The sequence below is a fragment of the Vulcaniibacterium gelatinicum genome, assembly GCF_008033445.1.
Lineage (GTDB): Bacteria > Pseudomonadota > Gammaproteobacteria > Xanthomonadales > Xanthomonadaceae > Vulcaniibacterium_B > Vulcaniibacterium_B gelatinicum.
In genome coordinates this window covers 99,854-121,599 of sequence record NZ_VNKO01000007.1, presented here as the reverse complement: position 1 = coordinate 121,599, position 21,746 = coordinate 99,854, and the positions used below count along the sequence as shown (strand labels likewise).

The window sequence follows — 21,746 nt, the reverse complement described above, 5'->3', positions numbered from 1 at the left end:
GTGGGGCTCCCCGGGTTCCGACACCACCTGAAGATGAAGTCCGGCCTGTCGTCGTCCGTTCTCGTGCTGTGCCTGTTGCTCGCCGCCTGTGGGCGCGAGGGGGCGGTGGAAACCGTCGCCGAGGCGGCGCCGCCCGCAGCCGCCTCGGCGACGGCGGCGGGCACGGAAGGAACGGACTTCGGCGCAGTATCCGCGCCGCCGGCGCCGGAGCCGCCGCGCGAGGTGGATGTGCGCAAGACCAGCGATTGGCCGCCGGCGGAGCTGACTTCCGGCCGGGCCACGGTGATCTGCGGCGGGGCGGGGCCGGTGTTGCGCAACGATCCCGGGCGTGCCGGTGCCGCGCCGCCACCGGGCCGGCGCGCAGCCGGCACGGATGATGCCGGGCAGGCCGCCGGTCGCGGTACCCAGGACGACGCTACCGACGAAGCCGCCGCGGTCGCCCTGGGCACGCGCACCCTGGCCGACCTCGAGTTCTTCAGCGTGCTCGATGCGATGTCGGCGTGTCCGCAGGCAGGCCAGGTACGCCTGCGTTACGAGGGGCGCATCGCGTCCGACTTCGTCACGTTGATGGAGCGCGTCTCGGCCATGGCCGCGCGCATGGGCCTGGATCGGCGCGTGCTCGAGCTCGATTCCAGTGGCGGCCAGGTCGAGGAGGCGCTGCGTGCGGGCGACGTGATCGCCGAGTCGGGATGGACCATCGAAGTGAAACCGGACGACGTCTGCCACAGCTCCTGCGTGCTGGTGCTGGCCGCCGGCGACGACCGCCGCATCGAGGGCGCGGTCGGCATCCACCGCATGATCCGGATCCGCTCGCAGGCCGCCACCCGCGCCGAGCTCAACCGCGAGCTGCGCGCGGTGCACGCGCAGTTGAAGGAGTACCTGGAGCGCAACGGCGCCTCGGTGGCGATCGCCGACCTGATGATGACCGTGCCGAACCGGCAGCTGCGCCTGCTCACCGCGGACGAACTGCGCGGCTTCGGCCTGGCCGGGCGCAACGCGGCCCAGGACGACCTGGAGCGGATCATCCTGGCGCGCAGGTGCGGCGAGGATTTCGTGCGCCGCAAGGACGCCTTCCTGCGCGCCTACGAGCGCCGTTGCGAGGGCGCGTCCGACCCGGCCGGGTGCGGCCTGGCGCTGCGAACGCGTTATGGCTTTCCCGACCGCAAGTGCCCGGCGGACAGCCCGCTCGCCGGCAACGACACCGCACTGTCGGAGCGCGAGGCCGCGCAGCGCTAGCGCCGCTCAGCGGCCGCCGCCGCCCCCGCCGCCGCCGCCGCCCGACGAGCCCCCGCCGCCGCTGCCCGACGAGCCGCCCGGCGGGGTGGAGGCCGAGGCGATCTGCGAGCTCAGGCTGCTGCCGAGCGAGCGCGAGAAACTGCCGAGGTCGCCGACGCTGCCGCCGCGGTACCAGGTGATGTTCGACGCCGCCTGCGCTGCCGCGGCCGCGCCCACCGCGCGGGTGAACTGCTCGGTCCAGGCGTCTTCCACCTCCAGCGCCACGGCGTAGGGCAGCAGCTGCTCGTAGCGTTGCGCATCCAGCGGCGGCGGCGCGCCGGGGCCGGGCATGCGCGCCAGTTCCTCGCGCTCGGCCACGCCGAGGTAGAGCCGGAAGCCCTCGCTCTCGTCGAGCAGGCGACGCCCGGCCGGCGTGGGCGCGCGCACCAGCCAGGCGAACGCGACCAGCACCGCGACCATCGCCGCCGCCACCACCAGCACCGCGATCTCGCCCGCCCCGGCGGCCAGGAACCAGGCCAGCGCGGTGCCGGACGCGCCCAGACCCACCGCCTTCATCAGGTCGCCTTCGTTGCGGCGGAAGAGTTCGGGCTGGTAGCGCCGGTCCAGCGCCTTGCGGTGCACCTGCTGCGCGGCCTGCATCGTGCGCGCGTTGGTGTTCTTCAGCTCCAGCCGCGGCGCGCCCGCGAACAGCGTGGTGAGCAGCGCGCGCTGCGCGTCGCTCGCCTCCGCCGGCCGGGCATCCTGCGTGCGTTCCAGCGTCCAGGTGTCCTTGAAGAAGCCGTCCTCGCGCTCGATCGCCACCTGCCCGGCCACCGCCAGCGCCAGCAGGTCGGAGGAGAAACAGCGCGGGTCGTAGCGCATCCGCCGCAGGTAGCGCAGTCCCGCCGGCGTGTGCCCCTCCGGCGGTTCGTAGCGGGCGATGATGGTGCCCGGTTGCGGGTCGCGCCCCACCGCGTGCCAGCGCCGCACGCAGAACACCACCAGCAGCACGAGCGTGAGCAGCGCCACCAGCACGCCGCGGTTGTCCTTCAGCAGCCACCGGATCCGCTGCGCGCGCGTGGGTTCGGCGACGATGCCCTTGGGGAAGGTCAGCACCACGGTCAGGCCTTCCTGCGGCCCGAGCGGGCGGGTCAGGCGCCAGCGCGCAGTGCCGGGCGCGGGCAGCGCGGCCTGGTAGTCGCGGCCCTGCGCGCCCTGCGGGCCGGTGTAGCCCTCCGCGTGCAGCCGGTCCACCGGCACCGGCTGCGGCAGGCGCGCGCGCACCTCGGCGGTCTCGATCGGGAACACCCAGCCGGTGCCGATCGCGTTCCAGTACAGCTCGTCGTGGCGGTCGAAGAAGCCGAGCTGGCGCGTGGTGCGGTAGCGCAGCGTGTACGTGTACTGCGCCGGCACCGGCAGGAAATCGTCGTTGCCGGTGTTCACGCGCACGCCGTTGTCCAGCGTCTCGGTGAACCACGGTTCCGGCCGGCCGTCGCGCAGCACCTCGATCACGTCGAAGTCCACCACCACGCGGTTGCCGTAGCGGTCGCGGTAGCGGGTGGGGAAGTCGCGGTAGATGCCGCGCCGGATCTGCTCCCCTTCGGCGCGCAGGGTGATGGTCTCGGTCACCTCCAGGCTGCCGTCGGCCTGGATCCGGATGTCGCTGTCGTAGGCGAGGATGCGCTCCTGCGCAGCGAGCGGCAGGGCGAGCAGCGCGAACAGGGCCAGCAACGCGCCGGCGATGCGCAGGGCCGGGATCCTGGTCATCGCGCCAGCTCCACCCGCACCGCGCCGCGGCCGGTGTCCTCGGCCTGGAAGAACCCGGCCTCGCCGAAGCCGAACGCGCGCGCCACCAGCAGGTCGGGCACGCGCTGGATCGCGGTGTTGTAGTCGCGCACCGCGCCGTTGTAGAAACGGCGCGCGTACTGCAGGTGCTCCTCCACCTCCACCAGGTCGCGCTGCAGCTGGGCGAAGTTCGCGCTGGCCTTCAGGTCCGGATACGCCTCCTGCAAGGCGAGCACCCGCCCCAGCGCCTGTTCCAGCGCGGTCTCGACCTGGCCGAGCCGGGCCGGGTCGGTGAGCGTCAGCGCCTGCGCGCGCAGCGCGGTCACGGCCTCCAGCGTGGCGCGCTCGTGGCCGGCGTAGGCCTGCACTGCCGCCACCAGCTGCGGCACCAGGTCGTGCCGGCGCTGCAACTGCACGTCGATGTCGGCCCACGCGGTGCGCCACTGGTTGCGCAGCCGGACCAGGCGGTTGAAGGCGAACACGGCCCAGGCGGCAAGAGCCGCAAGAAACAGGACGGCCAGCATGGTCACGACGCGGCTCCCCGGCGACGGCGTGTCCGCATCTTACCCGGCGCCGGCGGGGCCGGGCCCGCGCACGCGGATCTCGACCCCGCCCGCGCGCACCACCTGGCCCGCGCGGATCTTGCAGGTCTTGCGCAGTTCGACCGTGCCGTCCACCGTGACCGCGCCGCTGGCCACCAGATGCTTGCCGGCGCCGCCGCTGTCCACCACGCCGGCGAGCTTGAGCAACTGGTTGAGTTCGACGAAGTCGCGGTCGAGTTCGAAGGTGAGGCTGGGCATGGGGGGCATCACGGGCGCTTGCGGGGACAAAGGCGCACAATACGCGCCCCCCGCGCCCAGGACACGCCATGCCCACCCCCGCCGCCGACACGGCCGCCGCGCCCCGTTTCGCCGAGCTCGGCCTGTCCGCGTCCGTGATGGCGGCGGTGGCCGAAGTGGGCTACGAGGCGCCGTCGCCGATCCAGGCCGCCACCATCCCGGCGCTGCTCGCCGGCCGCGACGTGCTCGGCCAGGCCCAGACCGGCACCGGCAAGACCGCCGCGTTCGCGCTGCCGATCCTCTCCCGCCTCGACCTCGCGTCCGGCAAGCCGCAGGCGCTGGTGCTCGCGCCCACGCGCGAACTCGCGATCCAGGTAGCCGAGGCGTTCCAGCGCTACGCCGCGCACTTGCCCGGCTTCCACGTGCTGCCGATCTACGGCGGGCAGAGCTACACGCCGCAGCTGGGCGCGCTCAAGCGCGGCGTGCACGTCGTGGTGGGCACGCCGGGGCGGGTCAATGACCACCTGCGCCGCGGCTCGCTGGACCTGTCGCAGTTGCGCTGGCTGGTGCTCGACGAGGCCGACGAGATGCTGCGCATGGGCTTCATCGAGGACGTGGAGACGGTGCTGAAGCAGACGCCGGAGACGCGCCAGGTGGCGCTGTTCTCGGCGACCATGCCGGCGCCGATCCGGCGCATCGCCCAGACCTACCTGCGCGACCCGGTGGAAGTCACCATCGCGGCGAAGACCACCACCGCCGCCGGCATCCGCCAGCGCTACTGGTTCGTCAGCGGCCTGCACAAGCTCGACGCGCTGACCCGGATCCTGGAGGCCGAGCCGTTCGACGCGATGATCGTGTTCGCGCGCACCAAGCAGGCCACCGAGGAGCTGGCCGAGAAGCTGCAGGCGCGCGGCTTCGCCGCCGCCGCGATCAACGGCGACATCGAGCAGAAGCAGCGCGAGCGCACGATCCAGAAGCTGAAGGACGGCGAGCTGGACGTGCTGGTGGCCACCGACGTGGCCGCGCGCGGCCTGGACGTGGAACGCATCAGCCACGTGCTCAACTACGACATCCCCTACGACACCGAGAGCTACGTGCACCGGATCGGCCGCACCGGACGCGCCGGGCGCAGCGGCGAGGCGATCCTGTTCGTCACCCCGCGCGAGAAGGGCATGCTGCGCGCGATCGAACGCGCGACCCGGCAGCCGATCGAGGAGATGGCACTGCCGAGCGTGGAGGCGGTGAACGACCGCCGGGTGGCGAAGTTCCTCGGCCGCATCACCGACACGCTCGCCGCCGCGGACGAGGGCGACGACCTGGCGCCGTACCGCGACCTGGTGCTGCGCTACCAGCGCGAGCACGACGTGCCGGCCGCCGACATCGCCGCTGCGCTGGCCAGGCTGCTGCAGGGGCGCACGCCGCTGCTGCTGGCGCCGGAACCGCCGCGCGAACGGCCCGAGCGGCCCGCACGCACCGCGCCCGGCGGGCGGCCGGAGCGCGCCCCGCGCGCCGAGCGCCCGCGCAAGGACATCCCGCCGCGCGGCGCACCGGAGCCCGGCATGGAGACCTACCGCGTCGAGGTCGGCCGCCGCCACGGGGTCAAGCCCGGCAACCTGGTCGGCGCGATCGCCAACGAGGCCGACCTGGAGAGCCGCTTCATCGGCCGCATCGACATCTTCGACGACCACTCGATCGTGGACCTGCCCGAAGGCATGCCGCGCGAACTGCTGGCGCACCTGAAGAAGGTGCGCGTGGCGGGCCAGCCGCTGCGCCTGCACAAGCTCGGCGCGGACGCGGGCGGCACCGGCGCGGCGCCGTCGCGCCGGCCGAAGCCGCACCGCAAGGGCGGCCGGCCTCAGCGCTGATTGACCGAGAACCGGCCCGGGCCGAGCAGCGCCAGCGCCAGCGCGGCGGCGATGAACATGCCCTGCAGTTCCAGCGCCCAGCCGCCGTTGTCGTTGAGCCGGGCCAGTTCGCCCATGTGCACCAGCGCGACCGCGAACAGCATGTTGATGAAGACCAGGATCGCGCCGAAGCGGCAGAAGAAGCCGAGCAGCACCATCAGCGGCGCCAGCACCTCGCCGACCAGCACGCCGTAGGCGAACCAGGACGGCAGCCCGTGCTGCACGACCAGTCCTTCCAGCCAGCCCATGCCGCCGCGCAGCTTGGCGATCCCGTGCAGCAGGATCAGCGTGCCGAGCGCGATGCGCAGGATGAGCTTGGCCAGATCGGAGGCGGTGTTGCGGTTCATCGAGGAGTCCCCTGGTGATGGTCAAGGCAGCGACAGGCGCAGGCGCCGGCCGTTCCAGGCCAGGACCACGCCGTCGCGGGTGATCTGTTCGACGACCGCCTCGCCGATGCGGTCGCCTTCGCCGAGCCGCTGTCCGTCGAGGATCACGAAGCGCCGTGCGGGGTCGCCGTCCCACAGGTGCACGCTGAGTTTCAGCGGCGGCAACTGCTTGCGTTCCTCGACGCCCAGGTCGGCCAGGCGCAGCGCGTCGTCGGCCTGGGGCGGCGCAACGGCGCTTGCATCGTCCTGCCGTGGGCGGGAGTCGGGGACTTCCGGCGCGGGTGGCGCCCCCTCCCCAACCCTCTCCCGCAAGCGGGTGAGGGGGACTGGTGTGGGGGAGGGCGGGGCGGGGTGGGGACGCGCCCCGCCGCGAGCGGGAGCGGAGGGGGCAGCGGGTGGCGGTGCGACGGCGGCACTGCTGTGCGGTGCTTCCACTCCCTCCCCCGCTTGCGGGGGAGGGGCGGGGTGGGGGCGCATCGGCGTGGGCGCAGGCCACCATGCCGACAGCCCCCACGCCACCGCCGCCACCGTCAGCACGCCGGCGGCTGCCCACCGCCATCCGCCGCGCCGCGCATGCGGCTGCGCGGTCGCGGCCAGTGCCGTTTGCGCGAACAGGTCCGGCACCTGCGCACGGCGGCGCTCGGCTTCGGACTTGCGCAGGGCGTCGAGGATCAGCGACATGGCGGCCTCACTGTGATCTCTCGTGCCCCGGCCCCGGTTGGGCGCGTGCCAGCGCGAGCAGCGTGGCGGGGCCGATCACCCCGTCCTCGCGCAGCCCATGGGCGCGCTGGAAACGCCGCACGTCCGCGGGCGTGGGCACCTGTGCCGGAGCGACGCCGAGCGTGGCGCGCAGCCAGCGGCCGGTATCGCCGCCGACATCCAGCGGCAGTGGCAGCGGCAGCGTCGCCAGGTCGGGCCCCGTCGCGGTCGGCACAGGGTCGGGCCGCGGCGCCTGCACTGCGCTGCGCGGCGCAGGCGGCGGTGCGGACGCAGTCGCGGGTGTCGTCCAGGAGGGCAGCCATGTGTCCGCGAACACCAGCGCGAGCACCGTCACGCCTGCGGCGGCGGCGCCCCACAGCACCCGTGCCCGCCAGCGCGGCGGCGCGGGCGCCAGCGCCTCGCGCGCGGCACGGTCCACGATGCGCGCGTCGATGACCGCGCGGTCGTGCGCATAACCGCCGAGCAGCGCGCGTTCGGCGATCACGTTGATCAGCCGCGGCACGCCGCCGCTGTGGCGGTGGATGCGGCGCAGCGCGCGTTCGTCGAACGGGAAGCGCAGGCCGCCGGCCACGGCGAAGCGGTGGCGCAGGTAGGCCGCGGTCTCGCCCGCGTCCAGCGGGGTGAGGTGGTAGCGCGCGGTCACGCGCTGGGCCAGCTGGCGCAGCTCCGGCCGCGCCAGCAGCGCGCGCAGCTCGGGCTGCCCGAGCAGCACCACCTGCAGCAGCTTCTGCGTGTCGGTCTCCAGGTTGGTGAGCAGCCGGATCTGTTCCAGCGTCGGCACCGACAGCGCCTGCGCCTCGTCCACGATCAGCACCGCGCGCCGGCCCTGCGCATAGGCCGCGAGCAGCCAGGCGTTGAGCGCGTCGGTGAGCGCCTTGAGGCTGCCGCGCCGGCCCTCGATGCCGACGTGCAGCTCCTCGCACACCGTCTCCAGCAGCTCCACCGGGCTCAGCCGCGGATTGAGCACCAGCGCCACCTGGGTGTGCGACGGCAGCTGTTCCAGCAGCAGCCGCGACAGCGTGGTCTTGCCCGTGCCCACCTCCCCGGTGAGCTGCACGAACCCCCCGCCGCCGCCCTTGTCTATCCCGAACAGCAGGTGCGCCAGCGCGTCCCGGTGGCGCTCGCTCAGGAACACGAAGCGCGGGTCGGGCGTGATCGAGAACGGCGGCTCCTTCAGGCCGTAGAACTCGAGGTACATGCGCGGGCCGGAGGGATGGGTGCGGTTAGCCTGCCACGAACCGGCGCGGAGGGCACATCCGGCGTGCCGGCGTTGACATCAATCCGCCACCTGCTTCGACTCCGCCGTCGCCAGCACCTCGGCGTGCTCGAGGTGCCGCGGCCGGGCGATCAGCGGGTACACCAGCACCGCGGCCAGGATGATGGCCACGCCGAGGTAGAACGCGGGGGAGAGTTCGCGCTGCTCGCCGAGCAGGACGATGGCGAGCAGGATCGCGTACACCGGTTCGAGGTTGACCGCGAGCTGGGCGGCGAAGGCGCTCATGTGGCGCAGCGCCACCAGCGAGAGCGCGAACGGGAGCAGGGTGCAGGCGAGGGCGAGGGTGAGCAGGTAGGCCGCATCGCGCGCGCCCGGGAGCACGAAGGTCGCGCTGCCGAAGGCCGGGACCAGGGCCGGCAGCAGTGGCGCGAGCAGGCTCAGGGCGACGGTGCCGGCGCCGAGCTCGAGCGCAGTGACGGTGAGCGCGTCGCCGTGGTCCACCAGGCGCTTGTTGAGCGAGCCGAAGATCGCCACCAGCAGCGCGGAGATGGCGCCGACCACGATCCCGAGGTGCATGCCGGACGGCACGCCGCCGACCACCAGCGCCACCCCGGGCAGCACCGCAAGGCCGAGCGCGATCTCGCGCTTGGACAGGCGCCTGCCGGTCAGGGACGGTTCGATCAGCGCGGTGAACACGGTGCCCAGCGCCATGCAGGTGGCGCCGACCGAGGCGTTGGAGAGCTTGATCGAGGCGTAGAAGGTGAGCCAGTGCAGCGCCACCAGCACGCCGATGCCGGCGTAGGCCCAGCGCAGCCGCGCCGGCATCGCGCGCAGCGCGCGCCACACCCGCGGCACCAGCGCGAGCAGCGCCACCACGATCAGCATGCGCCACCACACCAGCGGCAGCGCGGGCAGGGTGATCAGCTTGCCGAGGATCGCGGTGAAGCCCCACAGCAGCACGCAGAAGTGGATCTGCAGCAGGGCGCGGGCATGGGGGGAGAGGGCGGCGGACATCGCGTCAATCCTGGTCCGGTTCGAGCGCCAGCAGCCAGTCCACGAACGACCGTGCCGGCGGGCGCAGGCGGCGGTGCGAGGGATAGACGACGTAGTAGCTCCAGCGTGCCGGCAGCACCGGACCGGGCAAGGGCACCAGGCGGCCGTCGGCCAGCCACGGCCGGACGATGCGCTTGCGCGCCAGCGCCACGCCGAGGCCGAGCGCGGCGGCGAGCAGGGCGTCGGTGGAGTCGGTGAAGGTCAGGCGCACGTCGGGCTGCGCGCCGTGCACGTCCGCGGCGCGGAACCAGTCGGGCCAGCCCTGGCGCGAGAGGTCGGCGACCAGGGGGGCGCAGGCGATGTCGGCCGGCGTGTGCAGGCGCTGCGCCAGCGCCGGCGCGGCGACCGGGAACAGGGCGTCGTCCATCAGCAGGTGCGCGGTCAGGCCCGGCCAGTGGCCGGGACCGTGGCGGATGGCCAGGTCCGGGCCGCCCTCGTCGAAGCGGGTGAGCGCGATCTCGGTGTCCACCACCACGCGCAGTTGCGGGTGGCGGGCATGGAAATCGGGCAGGCGCGGCAGCAGCCAGGCGTGGGTGAGCGAGTGCAGGGTGGTGATCCGGACCCGGTCGCGCTCCTCGCGCGGGGTGCGCAGGCTGCGCAGCACGCCCTCCATGTCGGCCAGCGCGCTGCCGGCGGCGTCGGCGAGCTGGCGGCCTTCTGCGGTCAGGGTCACGCCGCGGGCGTGGCGCTGGAACAGCATCACCCCGAGCCGATTCTCGAGCTTGCGCACGTGGTGGCTGACCGCGCTCGCGGTCAGGTGCAGCTCCTCGGCGGCGTGGGCGAAGTTCTGGTGGCGGGCGGCGGCCTCGAACGCCGCCAGGGCCGGGAGCCAGTCCGCGCGCAGGGCCATGCTCAGCCTCAAATCAGGTTCAAGTCTGTCTTGAGAAGTATGCGCTTGTGCGGATTCCAGCGCGACGGACAATGGCGGCCTGCCATCAATCCGGTTCCTGTCCCATGTCCCGGCCCGCCGACGCCGCCCTTGGCCTGTCCCTCCCCCGCAACAGCGGGCGCGCGTGGCTCACGCCGCTCGAACTCGGGCTGCTCGGCGCGGTCTGGGGCGCCTCTTTCCTGTTCATGCGCATCGCCGCCGACGACTTCGGCACGATCGCCCTGGTCGAGGTGCGCCTGGCACTGGGTTCGCTGGTGCTGCTGCCCTTCCTGTGGCGGGCGCGGGTGCAGTTTCCGGCCCGGCTGTGGCCGAAAGTGGCGCTGATCGGGGCGATCAACTCGGCGGTGCCGTTCATGCTCTTCGCCTGGGCCGCGCAGCGCGCGCCGGCCGGGATCGGCGCGATCGCCAACGCGATGACGGTGCTGTTCACCGCGCTGGTCGGGTTCCTGTTCTTCGGCGAGCGCATCGGCACCCGGCGCGCGGTGGCGCTGCTGACCGGGTTCGCCGGCGTGGTGGTGCTGGCGAGCGGCAAGATCGCCGGTTTCAGCATCGGCTGGGCGGTGGCTGCGGGCGCGACGGCGGCGTTCCTGTACGGCGTCGGCCTGCACCTGGTCCGCCGGCACCTGACCGGCCTGCCGCCGGCGGCGGTGGCCTCGGCGGCGCTGGGCAGCACGGCGCTGTTGACGCTTCCGTTCGCGATCCTGGCCTGGCCGGAGCGGAGCATCCCGGCGGAGTCGTGGCTGTCCGCGGCGATGCTGGGCGTGCTTTGCACCGGACTGGCGTTCGTCAGCTACTACCGGCTGATCGCCCGCATCGGCCCCGCCCGTGCCTCGACCGTGACCTATCTGGTCCCGGTGTTCGGCGTGGCCTGGGCCTGGCTGCTGCTGGATGAGCCGGTGACACCGGCGATGGCCGTGGCCGGCGCGCTGATCCTGGGCAGCGTGGCGCTGAGCCAGCGTGAGGGCAAGCGGCCGTGACGGCCGCGCGCTACGCCGGCCGCCACTGCTCCCCCGGGCCGGGCCTGGCGAACAGGTAGCCCTGGCCGTAGGGGCAGCCCATCTCCTGCAAGGCGCGGCGTTGGGCCTCGGTCTCGATGCCTTCGGCCACCACTTCGAGCCCCAGCGAGCGCGCCAGCGCCAGGATCGCGCCGATCACGGCATTGCTGCGGGTGTTGTCCTTCGCGCTCACCGCTTCCACGAAGGAGCGGTCGATCTTGATCATCTTCAGCGGGAACAGGTGCACGTGGCCGAGTGAGGAATAGCCGGTGCCGAAGTCGTCCAGCGCCGCCTCGATGCAGGCCGCGCGCAGGCGTTCGAGCACCACCGCCACCGTCGCCGGATCGCCGAGCAGGGTGCCCTCGGTGACCTCGATGCGCAGTTGCGAGGCCGGGAATCCCGTCTCCGAAGTCAGTGCCAGCAGGCGCTGGTCCAGGTCCCCGTACTGGAACAGGCGGGGCGAGACGTTGATGGTGAGGAACTGGTCCGGGTGCAGGAAGCTGCGTGAGTGCACCATCGAGAGGCGGAACATGCGCCAGTCGATCTGCTCGATCAGCCCGCTGTCCTCGGCGGTGGCCAGGAACTCGCCCGGCGCCAGCAGCCCGCGCCGCGGGTGCCGCCAGCGCAGCAGCGCCTCGTAGCCGACCACGGCGCCGTCCTCCAGCCGCACCAGCGGCTGGAAGTAGGGCAGGAATTCGTCGTGCGTGATCGCCCTGCGCAGGTCCTGCTCCAGCTCGAGCACGTTCATCGCCGCCTGGTGCAGCTGCTCGTCGAACAGCACCAGCCGGTTGCGGCCGGTGGTCTTGGCCCGGTACAGGGCGGTGTCGGCATCGCGCAGCACGTCGTCCACGGTCGCGTAGCGATGGTCGCCCATCGCCATGCCGATGCTGGCCCCCACCTGGATGGTCTGCCCGACCACTTCCATGGGCTTGGCCATGGCCTGGATCACGCGCTGCGCGACCTTGGTGGCCGTCTCCGGGATCTGCACGTGCTCGAGCAGGATCGCGAACTCGTCGCCGGACAGCCGCGCGACCACGTCGGGTTCGCGCACGGAACGGCTGAGCCGGCGTGCGACCTCCTGCAGCACCTGGTCGCCGGCCAGGTGGCCGAGGGTGTCGTTGACCAGCTTGAACCGGTCCACGTCGAGGTACAGCACACCGAAACGATAGTTGCGGTCGCGGCGCACCGCGGCCAGCGCGCGCTCGATCCGTTCGCGCATGTACACCCGGTTGGGCAGGCCGGTGAGCGGGTCGTGCAGGACCTGGTGCTTGAGCATGGCCTCGACCTGCTGCCGCACCTCGATCTCGGCGCGCAGCTCGCGGGTGCGCTCCTCGACCCGCCGCTCCAGCTCCGCGTTCGCCCGGACCAGCAGTTCGGCCGCGCGGCGGCGCTGCAGGCTGCTGGCGATCTGGTAGGAGACGAAGCGCAGCAGCTCGGCGTCGCGCTCGTCGTAGCGCACGTCCGGCGAATATGTCTGCACGGCGACCACGCCGATCACCTCGTCCTCGCCGAACAGCGGGGCACCGAGCCACATCAGCGACGGCTCGCCGACGATGTAGTCGTCGATCTCGCCGGCCTGGGCCAGCTGCGCGGCGCGGGCCATGTCCACCAGTTGCGGGGTGCCGCAGCGGACCACGTACTCGGTCAGGCCGCGGCCGAACGGGCGCGATTCCCACTGCGCCCCGTGTTCGTCCACCACGTAGGGGAAATGAACCTGGGAGCGGTCGTCCGAGAGCAGGGCGATGTAGAAGTTGCGGGCGTTGATCAGCTCGCCGACGATCGAGTGCACGTGGCGGTAGAAGCGTTCGGTGCTCTCGTCGGTGCTGGCCAGGGCCGCGATCCGGTACAGCGCCGCCTGCAGCTGTTCGCCGCGCTCGCGCTCGGCCACCTCGCGGCGCAGCTCGGTGATGGCCAGGTCGAGCTGGGCGGTGCGCTCGCGCACGCGCTGTTCCAGATCGGCGTGGCGCTGCTTGCGTTCCAGCGCGGTGAGCACGTGCTCGGCGACGAAGGACAGCAGGGCCATCTCAGCGCGGGTGTAGCGCATGCCCGGGATGTAGGTCTGCACCACCATCACGCCGTGCACCCGCCCGTTGCGCATCAGCGGCACGCCCAGCCAGTCGTAGCTGTCCGCGCCGTGCAGTTGCAGCGGACCTGAGACCTGCCGCCGCAGTTCCTCGGTGGTGCCCATCAGCGGCTTGGCGTCGCGGATCACGTACCAGGACAGGGAATGCTCGAACCGCGACAGCGGGAACTCCTCGTCCTGCGCCGGCGGCTCGGGGTCCACGGTGTCCACGAAGTACAGGAAACGCACGCTGTCGCGTTCGCGGTCGTACAGCGCCAGGAAGAAGTTCTCCGCATACATCAGGTCCGAGACGATGCGGTGCAGCTCGCGCAGCATCGCCGGCATGTCGAGGTCGGAGCCGGCCAGGTCGGCGATCGCGTAGAGCGCGCGCTGCAGCTTCTCGGACTGCTCCAGGCGCGCCACGGTGTCGTGCAGTTGCTGCATGGCCAGGGTCTCGGCCATGCGCATGCCGGCCGCGGCGATCGTCGCCGGGTCGGGCTGCCCGCCGGCGCAATGCAGCAGGGCGGCCACGTGCTCGCCGTCGTCGCTCAGCACGTGCAGGTCGGCGGGAGGGGCGTGGCGCGTGCGGTGCGCGGCGATGGCGCCGCAGGCGGCGTCGAACAGGGCCGATGTGGCGCGGGCGGGGGGATGGGCGCGGATGTCCCCGGGCCAGGCCGCGGACCACAGGACCGTGCCCTCGATGCCCTGCTCGGCCAGGCGGGCGCACAGCACCTCGGCCACGGCCTCCGGGGTGGCAGCCTGGAGCAGGCGGACGGCCAGCGCCTCGGGCGCCGTCGTGCGCGAGCCAGCCTCCGCTCCGGACTGCTGCATGGACGCCTCCCTCGGCGTTCCCCCCCCCTGACTTTAGCCTGCCGCCGCTCCGGCGGTCGAGCCGGGAGCGGCGTCGCAGTTCATTCGATCGGCTGGTCGAGCATGAGCTGGCGCACGAACCGCACCGGCGGCGCGCCGTAGGACAGCACCGCGTCGTGGAAGCGCTTCTCGTCGAAGTCCTTGCCGAGCTTCTGCTCCATCGCCCGGCGCAGGTCGTAGTGCTCCTGGACGCCGACGAAGTAGGTCGGCAGCTGCGCCGAGGTCAGCTGGGCGCGGACCCACTTGCCGGCGGCCTCGCGCTCCTGCTGGAAGGTCTGCCGGGTCATCAGGTCCATCGCCTGCTCGCGGGTCCAGCCGTCCACGTGCACGCCCTGGTCGAGGATCGCGTTGGCCACCGCGCGCAGGTAGAACTTGTAGCGGACCAGGCGGAACAGCGGGTCGTTGTCCAGGTACCCAGCGTTCATCATCACGTCCTCGGTGTACACCGCCCAGCCCTCGGCGAACAGGCCCGAGCGCAGCACCGCGCGCAGGGTGGAGGGGTGCCGCGCCGAGTGCGCGCCCTCCAGGTAGTGGCCCGGCATCGCCTCGTGGATCGAGAGCAGGTGGATCATGCGCGTGTTGTATTCGCGCAGGAACGAGTCGGCCTGTTCGTCGGTCCAGTCGTCGGGGATCGGCGAGATCGCGTAGTAGGTCTCCAGGCCCTTGTCGAGCGGGCCGGGCGAGTCGCAGTAGGCGACCGCGACGCCACGCTGGAACTCCGGCATCAGGATGATCTTCACCGGGTCGTCGGGCACGCTGACCAGGTTCTTGGCGCGCACGAACTCGGTGGCCTGGGCCAGGGTCTGCCGGGCGGTCTCCACCACCGCGTCGCGCGTCGGCCGCTCGGCGTAGGCCAGCTCGAGTGCAGCCTCGATCGCGGCCTGCTGCTGTTCCGGCGTGGGCGCGTCGGGCAGCGGCGGGGCGTTCGGGCGGTCCTTCAGCACCTGCCGCGCGACCTTGTACATCTCGCCGCGCACGCGGCTCAGCTCGGCCTCGGCGCGGCGCCTGATCTCCTCGCGCGAGAGCGCCGAGTTGAGGGCGAAGCGCAGCTTCTGGTCGTACAGCGCGCGGCCGAGGCGGAAGTCGCCCTTCGCGTTCGGCACCAGGGTGCCGTCGAGCCAGGCCTGGTGCTCGGCCACCGCCTTGCGCACGGTCTCGATCGCCGCGTCCAGGCGCTTGCGGTCCTCGCCCTGCAACTGGTCGGCGTTCGGCAGCACCAGTTCGTCGATCAGGCTCAGCACGCCCGCGTTCTGCTTCGCCACGGTCTCGGCGTGGACCTTCGGCACCCGCGCCGGGTCGAGGTTCTCGCGCGCCTGCGCCAGCAGGGCCGGCAGCTTCTCCATGCGCGCGGTCGCGGCCTTCAGGCGCTCGGGCATGGGCGCGAACTCGCGCGCCATCAGGGTGTAGATCGCCCCGCCGGCGAGCTGGCTGTACACCTGCGGGTCCCAGGCCCAGGACTGCAGCGTCTCGATGTTCCAGATGTCGCTCTGCAGCTGGTTGCGCAGGATCAGCGCGTCCACCTGGTTCTCGCGCGAGAGCCTGCTGCGGTCGAGCGCGTCGAGCTCGGCCAGCAGCCGCTTGCTGAAGTCCACCAGCGCCTGCCGCCCGGCGGCGCCGAGGTCGTCCACCTCGGTGTCGAAGCGGTGGTCGCCGATCTGGGTCGCGGCGACCGGGTTGAGCCGCATCCAGCCGTCGAGCCACCGGCGCGAGATCCCGGCGAAGGCGGCGTCGGCCTGCGAGGCGGCGGCCGTGGCCTGGTGGGCGGCGGGGACGGCCGGCGCCTGCGCCTGGCAGGCGGTGAGGGCGGCGGTCAGGGCGGCAGCGAGGAGGGCGTAGCGCATGGGGGGCGAGGGCTGGGGGACGGGAGGGCAAGCATAGGCCGTCCCGCACCGGGCGGGCATGAGCCCCTACCGTTGCGATCCCCGGCAGCGCGCGCCCTTCACTCCTCGTCTTCCTCGAACTCGGCCAGCACGTCCAGATCGAAGGCCAGCATCTCGACTGCCTCGCGCACCTTGCGCGCGGTGGAGGGGTTGGGCGCCTCGATCTCGATCTCGTGCACGTCCGGTCCGCCGATGTCGCTCAGGCCCGCCGAGCTGGAATCCGCGTCGTCCAGGTGCGGCATCAGGTCGCCGACCTCCTCGACGTGCTCGATGCCGTCCAGGCTCTGCAGCAGGTTGGTGATCGCGCGCACGCGGTCGTCGCTGCCGGTGAGGCGGATGCGCAGCATGGGCATGGGGCACCTCCGGGACGGATCGGACGGGGGCGGCGGAGCCAGTCTACGCCGGTGCCGTGACGGCGTCGGCTGGCGTGGGCGCGCGGGCCCGGTTTAGATTGCAACGACGCCCGTGGGGGCGACCGGTCGGGGAGCGCCGTTGCGTTCGGCCGGTGGCGCGCGGAGGCGGTTGGGGTGACGGGGAGGCGCATGATCGGAATCGGGCCTGGCGGAGATGCTGGCGACTCCTGCGCGGGAGTGGCCGGGTGAGCGCGCCCGCGCCGACCGCCTCGCCCGAGGTCGCGCTCGCGCACGCCGCGCGTCTGCTCGGCACCGACCCGGCGCTGGCCGGCGAACAGGCGCAGGAAATCCTGCGCGTGCTGCCCGGCCACCCGCCCGCGCAGCTGATCCTGGCCGCGTCGCACACCGCCTGCGGCGCGCCGGAGCGTGCGCTGGCGCTGCTCGAACCGCTGGTTCACGCCCACCCGCACTGGCCGCAGGCGCAGTTCGAGCTGGGCCTGGCCTTGGGCCGGGCCGGGCAGGGCGATGCCGCGGTGGCCGCGCTGCGGCGCGCGGTGGCGCTCAAGCCCGATCTGCCGCGCGCCTGGCTGGCGCTGGCCGACCACCTCGCCGCGATCGGCGACGAGGCCGGCGCCGACGCCGCGCGGACCCAATACGTCCGCCACTCGGTGCGCGACCCGCAGCTGCTGCGGGCCGCCGACGCCCTGGCCGGCAACCGACTGCCCGAGGCCGAGGCGCTGCTGCGCGCGCACCTGCGCCAGGCGCCCACCGACGTGGCCGCGATCCGGATGCTGGCCGAGGTGGCCGCACGCCTGGGCCGGGTGGAGGACGCCGAGGCACTGCTCGAGCGCTGCCTGGAGCTGGCCCCCGGCTTCCACGCCGCGCGCCAGAACTATGCCCAGGTGCTGCACCGGGCCAACAAGCCGCAGGAGGCCCTGGCCCAGGTCGAGCGGCTGCTCGCGCACGACCCGGCCAACGCCAGCTACCGCAACCTCAAGGCGGTGATCCTGTGCCGCACCGGCGACTACGCGCCGGCGCTGGCGCTGTACGACGGCATCCTGGCCGAGTATCCGGGCCATCCGCGCATCTGGCTCAGCTACGGCCACGCGCTCAAGACCGCCGGCGAGACCGCGCGCGCGATCGCCGCCTACCGCCGCGCGATCGCGCTCGATCCGGCCTTCGGCGAGGCCTGGTGGAGCCTGGCCAACCTCAAGACCTTCCGCTTCGAGCCCGCCGACCTGGAGGCGATGCGCGCGGCGCTGGCACGCGGCGACCTGCCCGACGAGCACCGCCTGCACCTGGAGTTCGCGCTCGGCAAGGCGCTGGAGGACGCGGCCGAATACGCCGCCTCGTTCGAGCACTACGCGCGCGGCAACGCCCTGCGCCGCCGGCGGGTGCCCTACGACGCCGACGAGACCGCCGCGCGCGTGCAGCGGGCACGCACGCTGTACACGCGCGAATTCTTCGCCGCGCGCGCCGGCTGGGGTGCGCCGGATCCGGACCCGATCTTCGTGGTCGGCCTGCCGCGCGCGGGTTCGACCCTGGTCGAGCAGATCCTGTCCAGCCACCCGCAGGTCGAGGGCACGATGGAGCTGCCCGAGGTGATCTCGATCACCCGCGAGCTGCGCCGCCGCGCCGCGCCGGGGCAGACCTACCACGACGTGCTGGCCACGCTCGGCGCCGACGCGCTGCGCGCGCTCGGCGAGCGCTACCTGGCCCGCACCCGCGTGCACCGCAAGCGCGGCGCGCCGCTGTTCGTGGACAAGATGCCGAACAACTTCGCCCACGTCGGCCTGATCCGGCTGATGCTGCCGAACGCCAAGATCGTGGACGCGCGCCGGCATCCGCTCGCCTGCTGCTTCTCGGCGTTCAAGCAGCACTTCGCCCGTGGCCAGGACTTCAGCTACTCGCTCGAGGATCTCGGCCGCTACTACCGCGACTACGTGGCGCTGATGGCGCACTTCGACGCGGTGCTGCCCGGGCACGTGCACCGGGTGATCTACGAGCGCATGGTCGAGGACACCGAGGCCGAGGTGCGGCGCCTGCTCGACTACTGCGGGCTGCCGTTCGACCCGCGCTGCCTGCGCTTCTTCGAGAACGACCGCCCGGTGCGCACCGCCAGCTCCGAGCAGGTGCGGCGGCCGATCTACCGCGAGGGGCTGGACCACTGGCGGCATTACGAACCCTGGCTCGGCCCGCTGAAGGCGGCGCTGGGCCGCGTGCTGGACACCTATCCCGACGTGCCGGACGAGTCGTCCGGGACGTCACCTGCCTGATGCACCCAACGGGGAGATGAAGACGATGCAACGCAGCAAGTCGGGAGTTCCCAGGCGCGCCCGGTTCAGGCGCCTGCCGCTGTCGGTGGCGGTCTGCCTGGCGATGGGCCAGGCGGCCTTCGCCCAGGAGGCCGAGCAGCCGGCCGCTCCGCAGGAGCAGGAGGCGCGCACCCTGGAGACGGTGGTGGTGACCGCGCAGAAGCGCGCGGAGAACCTGCAGAAGGTGCCGATCAGCATCCAGGCGATCGGCACCGAGCAGCTCGAGCAGCAGTTCGTCGCCGACTTCGACGACTACGCCAAGATGATCCCGAGCCTGTCCTACGGCACCGCCGGCGGCGGCGTGTTCTCGGGCCCCGGCTTCGTCCAGGTGTACATGCGCGGCGTCGCCAGCGGCGGCGACGGCAACCACTCCGGCTCGCAGCCGAGCGTGGGCATGTACCTCGACGAGCAGCCGATCACCACCATCCAGGGCTCGCTCGACATCCACATGTACGACATCGAGCGGGTCGAGGCCCTGGCCGGCCCGCAGGGCACGCTGTACGGCGCCAGCTCCCAGGCCGGCACGGTGCGCATCATCACCCGCAAGCCGGATCCGTCCGGGTTCTCCTCGGCCTACAGCATCGAGGCCAGCGCGATCGACGGCGGCGACATCGGCCATGTGGCCGAGGCCTTCGTCAACGCCCCGATCCGCGACAACATGGCGGTCCGCCTGGTCGGCTGGGAGAAGCGCGAGGCCGGCTACGTGGACAACGTCGCCGGCAGCCGCACCTTCCCGACCTCGGGCATCACGGTGGACAACAGCCCGGGTTGCGTGGCCTCGCCCACCCGCGTGTGCGCCGGCCGCGCCGAGGACGACTACAACGAGGCCGACGTCTACGGCGCGCGCGCCGCGCTGCGCATCGACCTCAACGAAAACTGGACGGTGACGCCGCAGGTGATGGGGCAGAAGATGCGCGCCTACGGCAGCCGCGGCTACGACCCGAGCGTGGGCGACCTCGCGGTGACGCACTTCTACCCGGAATCGTCCGACGACCGCTGGGTGCAGGCCGCGCTCACGGTGGAAGGCCGGATCGGCAACTTCGACCTCACCTACGCCTTCTCGCACCTCAAGCGCGACGTGGACTCGGAGTCGGACTACAACGACTACGCGTTCTGGTACGACACCCTGGCCGGGTACGGCGCGTACTTCTACGACAACGACGGCGCGCTGATCAATCCGTCGCAGTACATCCAGGCGGTGGACGGCTACAGGAAGCGCAGCCACGAACTGCGCATCGCCTCGCCCGCGGACCGGCGCGTGCGCTTCGTCGCCGGCCTGTTCTGGCAGCAGCAGGAGCACGACATCCTGCAGCGCTACCGCATCGACAACCTGGCCGACAGCCTGGAGGTCGGCGGCTGGCCCGACACCATCTGGCTGACCGCGCAGGAACGGCGCGACCGCGACCAGGCGATCTTCGGCGAGGTCTCGTTCGACCTGACCGACCGGCTCACCCTGACCGCCGGCATGCGCTGGTTCGAGGCCGACAACAGCCTCAAGGGCTTCTTCGGCTTCGGCTCGGGCTTCAGCGGCTCCACCGGCGAGGCGGCGTGCTTCTCGCCCGAGCGCTTCCACGGCGCGCCCTGCACCAACCTCGACAAGCGGGTGGAGGAGGACGACTCGATCGGGCGCCTGAACCTGACCTGGAACATCAGCGACACCAAGCTGGTGTACGCCACCTGGTCGGAGGGCTACCGCCCCGGCGGCATCAACCGCCGCGGCACGATCCCGCCGTACAGCTCCGACTTCCTCACCAACTACGAGCTCGGCTGGAAGACCACCTGGGCCGACAACCGGCTCTCGCTCAACGGCGCCGTGTTCCGCCAGGACTGGGAGGACTTCCAGTTCTCCTACCTCGGCCAGCAGGGCCTGACCGAGATCCGCAACGCGGCGCAGGCGCAGATCGACGGCCTGGAGCTGGAGCTGAACTGGGCCGCGACGTACAACTTCACCTTGACCGGCGGCTTCGCCTGGTACGACGCGCGCCTGACCGAGAACTACTGCGGCACGCTCGACGCCAACAACCGGCCGGTGACCGAATGCTCGGACCCCGACTGGGAGTTCGACCGCGCCTTCGCCGGCTCGCGGCTGCCGATCACGCCGCGGTTCAAGGGCGCGCTGACCGGGCGTTACGTCTGGGACGTGGCCGACGGCGAGGCGTACTTCCAGACCTCGCTGTTCCACCAGGGCGACCGCACCACCGACCTGCGTGAGGTCGAACGCCAGCTGCTCGGCGACCTCGATGCGTACACGCTGGTGGACCTCTCGGCGGGCTTCCGGCGCAACAACTGGAAGGTGGACGTGTTCCTCAACAACGCCTTCGACGAACGCGCCGAGCTGGCCCGCTTCTCGCAATGCGCGGCGGCGACCTGCGGCTTCCAGCCGTACACCGTGGTGGCGCAGCCGCGCACGTTGGGGGTGCGCTTCTCGCAGGAGTTCTGACCGCTTGCGGTTCCCGTCCGGCACCGTCCCGTCTCCGCGTCGCGGAGGCGGGCGGTGCCGGCGGCGTTCCTGGACGGCGCGGGCGGGCTGGCCGCCGGCGGCGGCGCATGCCACCCTGATGCCGTCTCCCCTCGCTTCCCACGGCATGCGCCTGCTCGCCGCGCTCGATTCCCGCCTGACCCACGGCTGGCGCCGTGCGGCCGCAGTGGCGCTGGTGTTCGTGGCGGTGGCGCTGCTGTTGGCCTCGGACACCGCCTTCGGGCTGCTGCAGCACGCGCTGGACGCGGCCGAGCCGGTGATCGCGGCGCGGCCGGTCGCGGGCGCGGTGCTGTTCGTGCTGCTGGCGGCGGCCTCGGCGTTGCTGGCGTTCTTCTCCAGCGCGCTGCTGGTGCCGGTGGGCGTGCACGCCTGGGGCGTGCCGGTCACCATCGCCCTGCTCTGGCTCGGCTGGCTGCTCGGCGGCATGTGCACGTTCGCGATCGGGCGCTGGCTGCGCAAGCCGCTGCTGCGCGGGCACGGGGTGATGCAGCGGATCGCCTTCTACGCCGAGCGCATGCCGCGCGGGGCGCGCTTTCCGCTCGTGCTGCTGCTGCAGCTGGCGCTGCCGTCGGAGATCCCGGGCTATCTGTGCGGGCTGGTGGGCGTGCGCTTCTCCACCTATGCCGCGGCGCTGGCGCTGGCCGAACTGCCGTACGCCGTGGGCGCGGTGCTGGCCGGCGAGAGCGTGGTCCAGCGCCAGGGCGGCTGGCTGATCGCGCTCGGCGTGGCCGGCGCCGTGCTCAGCCTCGGCGCCGCCTGGGCCCTGCGCCGGCGGTTGCGGAGTTGAGCGTGGGCGCTGCCCGGCTTCCTCGTGCAAGCGGAGGCTTGCCTTGGCGGGGCGCTCG

General features: G+C 72.6%; 17 protein-coding genes. 6 read left to right on the top strand and 11 right to left on the bottom strand.

What is annotated here, in order from left to right; translation table 11 throughout:
• The first annotated feature begins 33 nt into the window (after window positions 1-33).
• Window positions 34-1,236: a COG3904 family protein gene (locus tag FPV26_RS06280; RefSeq protein WP_147652858.1), complete on the top strand. Its 1,203-nt coding sequence runs from the start codon at window positions 34-36 to the stop codon at window positions 1,234-1,236.
• A 6-nt stretch (window positions 1,237-1,242) separates the two neighbouring features.
• On the opposite strand, the gene FPV26_RS06275 is transcribed toward FPV26_RS06280, so the two are convergent.
• Genes FPV26_RS06275 through FPV26_RS06265 form a run of 3 tightly spaced genes read right to left on the bottom strand, consistent with a single transcriptional unit; the run spans window position 1,243 to window position 3,800 of the window.
• Window positions 1,243-2,982: a DUF2207 domain-containing protein gene (locus FPV26_RS06275; protein WP_147652857.1), complete on the bottom strand. Its 1,740-nt coding sequence runs from the start codon at window positions 2,980-2,982 to the stop codon at window positions 1,243-1,245.
• The gene (locus FPV26_RS06270) at window positions 2,979-3,524 is read right to left on the bottom strand and encodes a LemA family protein (protein WP_147652876.1); all 546 of its coding nucleotides are present in this window, start codon (window positions 3,522-3,524) and stop codon (window positions 2,979-2,981) included. Before FPV26_RS06270 ends, FPV26_RS06275 begins: the two co-directional genes overlap by 4 nt.
• A gap of 39 nt (window positions 3,525-3,563) precedes the next feature.
• Entirely contained in the window at window positions 3,564-3,800 is a 237-nt protein-coding gene (locus FPV26_RS06265; protein ID WP_147652856.1) for an RNA-binding S4 domain-containing protein, read from the bottom strand.
• Between the two features lie 68 nt (window positions 3,801-3,868).
• On the opposite strand from FPV26_RS06265, the gene FPV26_RS06260 reads away from it, so the two are divergent.
• Window positions 3,869-5,644, top strand: coding sequence for a DEAD/DEAH box helicase (locus FPV26_RS06260; protein ID WP_147652855.1), 1,776 nt, complete (start codon window positions 3,869-3,871; stop codon window positions 5,642-5,644).
• Here FPV26_RS06260 and FPV26_RS06255 read toward each other — a convergent pair.
• From FPV26_RS06255 to FPV26_RS06235, 5 genes are all read right to left on the bottom strand, one after another.
• The gene (locus FPV26_RS06255; protein WP_147652854.1) at window positions 5,635-6,030 is read right to left on the bottom strand and encodes a DoxX family protein; all 396 of its coding nucleotides are present in this window, start codon (window positions 6,028-6,030) and stop codon (window positions 5,635-5,637) included. The genes FPV26_RS06260 and FPV26_RS06255 overlap by 10 nt on opposite strands.
• A gap of 21 nt (window positions 6,031-6,051) precedes the next feature.
• A complete protein-coding gene (locus tag FPV26_RS06250; protein WP_147652853.1) occupies window positions 6,052-6,750 on the bottom strand; it encodes a general secretion pathway protein GspB in 699 nt (232 codons plus the stop codon).
• Between the two features lie 7 nt (window positions 6,751-6,757).
• Window positions 6,758-7,987 carry an ExeA family protein gene (locus FPV26_RS06245; RefSeq protein ID WP_147652852.1) on the bottom strand — a complete coding sequence of 410 codons (1,230 nt, stop codon included), beginning with the start codon at window positions 7,985-7,987 and terminating at the stop codon, window positions 6,758-6,760.
• A 78-nt stretch (window positions 7,988-8,065) separates the two neighbouring features.
• Complete coding sequence (locus FPV26_RS06240; RefSeq protein ID WP_147652851.1) at window positions 8,066-9,019, bottom strand: DMT family transporter; 954 nt, start codon at window positions 9,017-9,019, stop codon at window positions 8,066-8,068.
• A gap of 4 nt (window positions 9,020-9,023) precedes the next feature.
• Complete coding sequence (locus tag FPV26_RS06235) at window positions 9,024-9,908, bottom strand: LysR substrate-binding domain-containing protein (protein WP_147652850.1); 885 nt, start codon at window positions 9,906-9,908, stop codon at window positions 9,024-9,026.
• 104 nt (window positions 9,909-10,012) lie between these two features.
• Between FPV26_RS06235 and FPV26_RS06230 the strand changes: the two genes are divergently transcribed.
• Entirely contained in the window at window positions 10,013-10,924 is a 912-nt protein-coding gene (locus FPV26_RS06230; RefSeq protein ID WP_147652849.1) for a DMT family transporter, read from the top strand.
• Between the two features lie 10 nt (window positions 10,925-10,934).
• Here the strand turns inward: FPV26_RS06230 and FPV26_RS06225 are convergent, their stop codons facing one another.
• From FPV26_RS06225 to FPV26_RS06215, 3 genes are all read right to left on the bottom strand, one after another.
• Entirely contained in the window at window positions 10,935-13,835 is a 2,901-nt protein-coding gene (locus tag FPV26_RS06225; RefSeq protein WP_147652848.1) for a sensor domain-containing diguanylate cyclase, read from the bottom strand.
• Window positions 13,836-13,915: 80 nt separating this feature from the next.
• A complete protein-coding gene (locus FPV26_RS06220; RefSeq protein ID WP_147652847.1) occupies window positions 13,916-15,715 on the bottom strand; it encodes a DUF885 domain-containing protein in 1,800 nt (599 codons plus the stop codon).
• A gap of 98 nt (window positions 15,716-15,813) precedes the next feature.
• Window positions 15,814-16,107 (bottom strand): hypothetical protein, encoded by a 294-nt coding sequence (locus tag FPV26_RS06215; protein WP_147652846.1) that lies wholly within the window; start codon window positions 16,105-16,107, stop codon window positions 15,814-15,816.
• A 245-nt stretch (window positions 16,108-16,352) separates the two neighbouring features.
• Here FPV26_RS06215 and FPV26_RS06210 point away from each other — a divergent pair, with 245 nt between their 5' ends.
• The 3 genes from FPV26_RS06210 to FPV26_RS06200 all read left to right on the top strand — a co-directional run bounded on the left by FPV26_RS06210 (window position 16,353) and on the right by FPV26_RS06200 (window position 21,688).
• Window positions 16,353-18,383: a tetratricopeptide repeat-containing sulfotransferase family protein gene (locus tag FPV26_RS06210; protein WP_147652845.1), complete on the top strand. Its 2,031-nt coding sequence runs from the start codon at window positions 16,353-16,355 to the stop codon at window positions 18,381-18,383.
• A 16-nt stretch (window positions 18,384-18,399) separates the two neighbouring features.
• Entirely contained in the window at window positions 18,400-20,862 is a 2,463-nt protein-coding gene (locus FPV26_RS06205; RefSeq protein WP_246109224.1) for a TonB-dependent receptor, read from the top strand.
• Window positions 20,863-20,980: 118 nt separating this feature from the next.
• Window positions 20,981-21,688 (top strand): VTT domain-containing protein, encoded by a 708-nt coding sequence (locus FPV26_RS06200; protein ID WP_220429072.1) that lies wholly within the window; start codon window positions 20,981-20,983, stop codon window positions 21,686-21,688.
• Window positions 21,689-21,746: the final 58 nt, after the last annotated feature.

Excerpts from the sequence above, each read along its gene's own strand:
- FPV26_RS06280 (WP_147652858.1), top strand. The coding sequence starts at position 34 with ATGAAGTCCGGCCTGTCGTCGTCCGTTCTCGTGCTGTGCCTGTTGCTC.
- FPV26_RS06275 (WP_147652857.1), bottom strand. The coding sequence starts at position 2,982 with ATGACCAGGATCCCGGCCCTGCGCATCGCCGGCGCGTTGCTGGCCCTG.
- FPV26_RS06270 (WP_147652876.1), bottom strand. The coding sequence starts at position 3,524 with ATGCTGGCCGTCCTGTTTCTTGCGGCTCTTGCCGCCTGGGCCGTGTTC.
- FPV26_RS06265 (WP_147652856.1), bottom strand. The coding sequence starts at position 3,800 with ATGCCCAGCCTCACCTTCGAACTCGACCGCGACTTCGTCGAACTCAAC.
- FPV26_RS06260 (WP_147652855.1), top strand. The coding sequence starts at position 3,869 with ATGCCCACCCCCGCCGCCGACACGGCCGCCGCGCCCCGTTTCGCCGAG.
- FPV26_RS06255 (WP_147652854.1), bottom strand. The coding sequence starts at position 6,030 with ATGAACCGCAACACCGCCTCCGATCTGGCCAAGCTCATCCTGCGCATC.
- FPV26_RS06250 (WP_147652853.1), bottom strand. The coding sequence starts at position 6,750 with ATGTCGCTGATCCTCGACGCCCTGCGCAAGTCCGAAGCCGAGCGCCGC.
- FPV26_RS06245 (WP_147652852.1), bottom strand. The coding sequence starts at position 7,987 with ATGTACCTCGAGTTCTACGGCCTGAAGGAGCCGCCGTTCTCGATCACG.
- FPV26_RS06240 (WP_147652851.1), bottom strand. The coding sequence starts at position 9,019 with ATGTCCGCCGCCCTCTCCCCCCATGCCCGCGCCCTGCTGCAGATCCAC.
- FPV26_RS06235 (WP_147652850.1), bottom strand. The coding sequence starts at position 9,908 with ATGGCCCTGCGCGCGGACTGGCTCCCGGCCCTGGCGGCGTTCGAGGCC.
- FPV26_RS06230 (WP_147652849.1), top strand. The coding sequence starts at position 10,013 with ATGTCCCGGCCCGCCGACGCCGCCCTTGGCCTGTCCCTCCCCCGCAAC.
- FPV26_RS06225 (WP_147652848.1), bottom strand. The coding sequence starts at position 13,835 with ATGCAGCAGTCCGGAGCGGAGGCTGGCTCGCGCACGACGGCGCCCGAG.
- FPV26_RS06220 (WP_147652847.1), bottom strand. The coding sequence starts at position 15,715 with ATGCGCTACGCCCTCCTCGCTGCCGCCCTGACCGCCGCCCTCACCGCC.
- FPV26_RS06215 (WP_147652846.1), bottom strand. The coding sequence starts at position 16,107 with ATGCCCATGCTGCGCATCCGCCTCACCGGCAGCGACGACCGCGTGCGC.
- FPV26_RS06205 (WP_246109224.1), top strand. The coding sequence starts at position 18,400 with ATGAAGACGATGCAACGCAGCAAGTCGGGAGTTCCCAGGCGCGCCCGG.
- FPV26_RS06200 (WP_220429072.1), top strand. The coding sequence starts at position 20,981 with ATGCCGTCTCCCCTCGCTTCCCACGGCATGCGCCTGCTCGCCGCGCTC.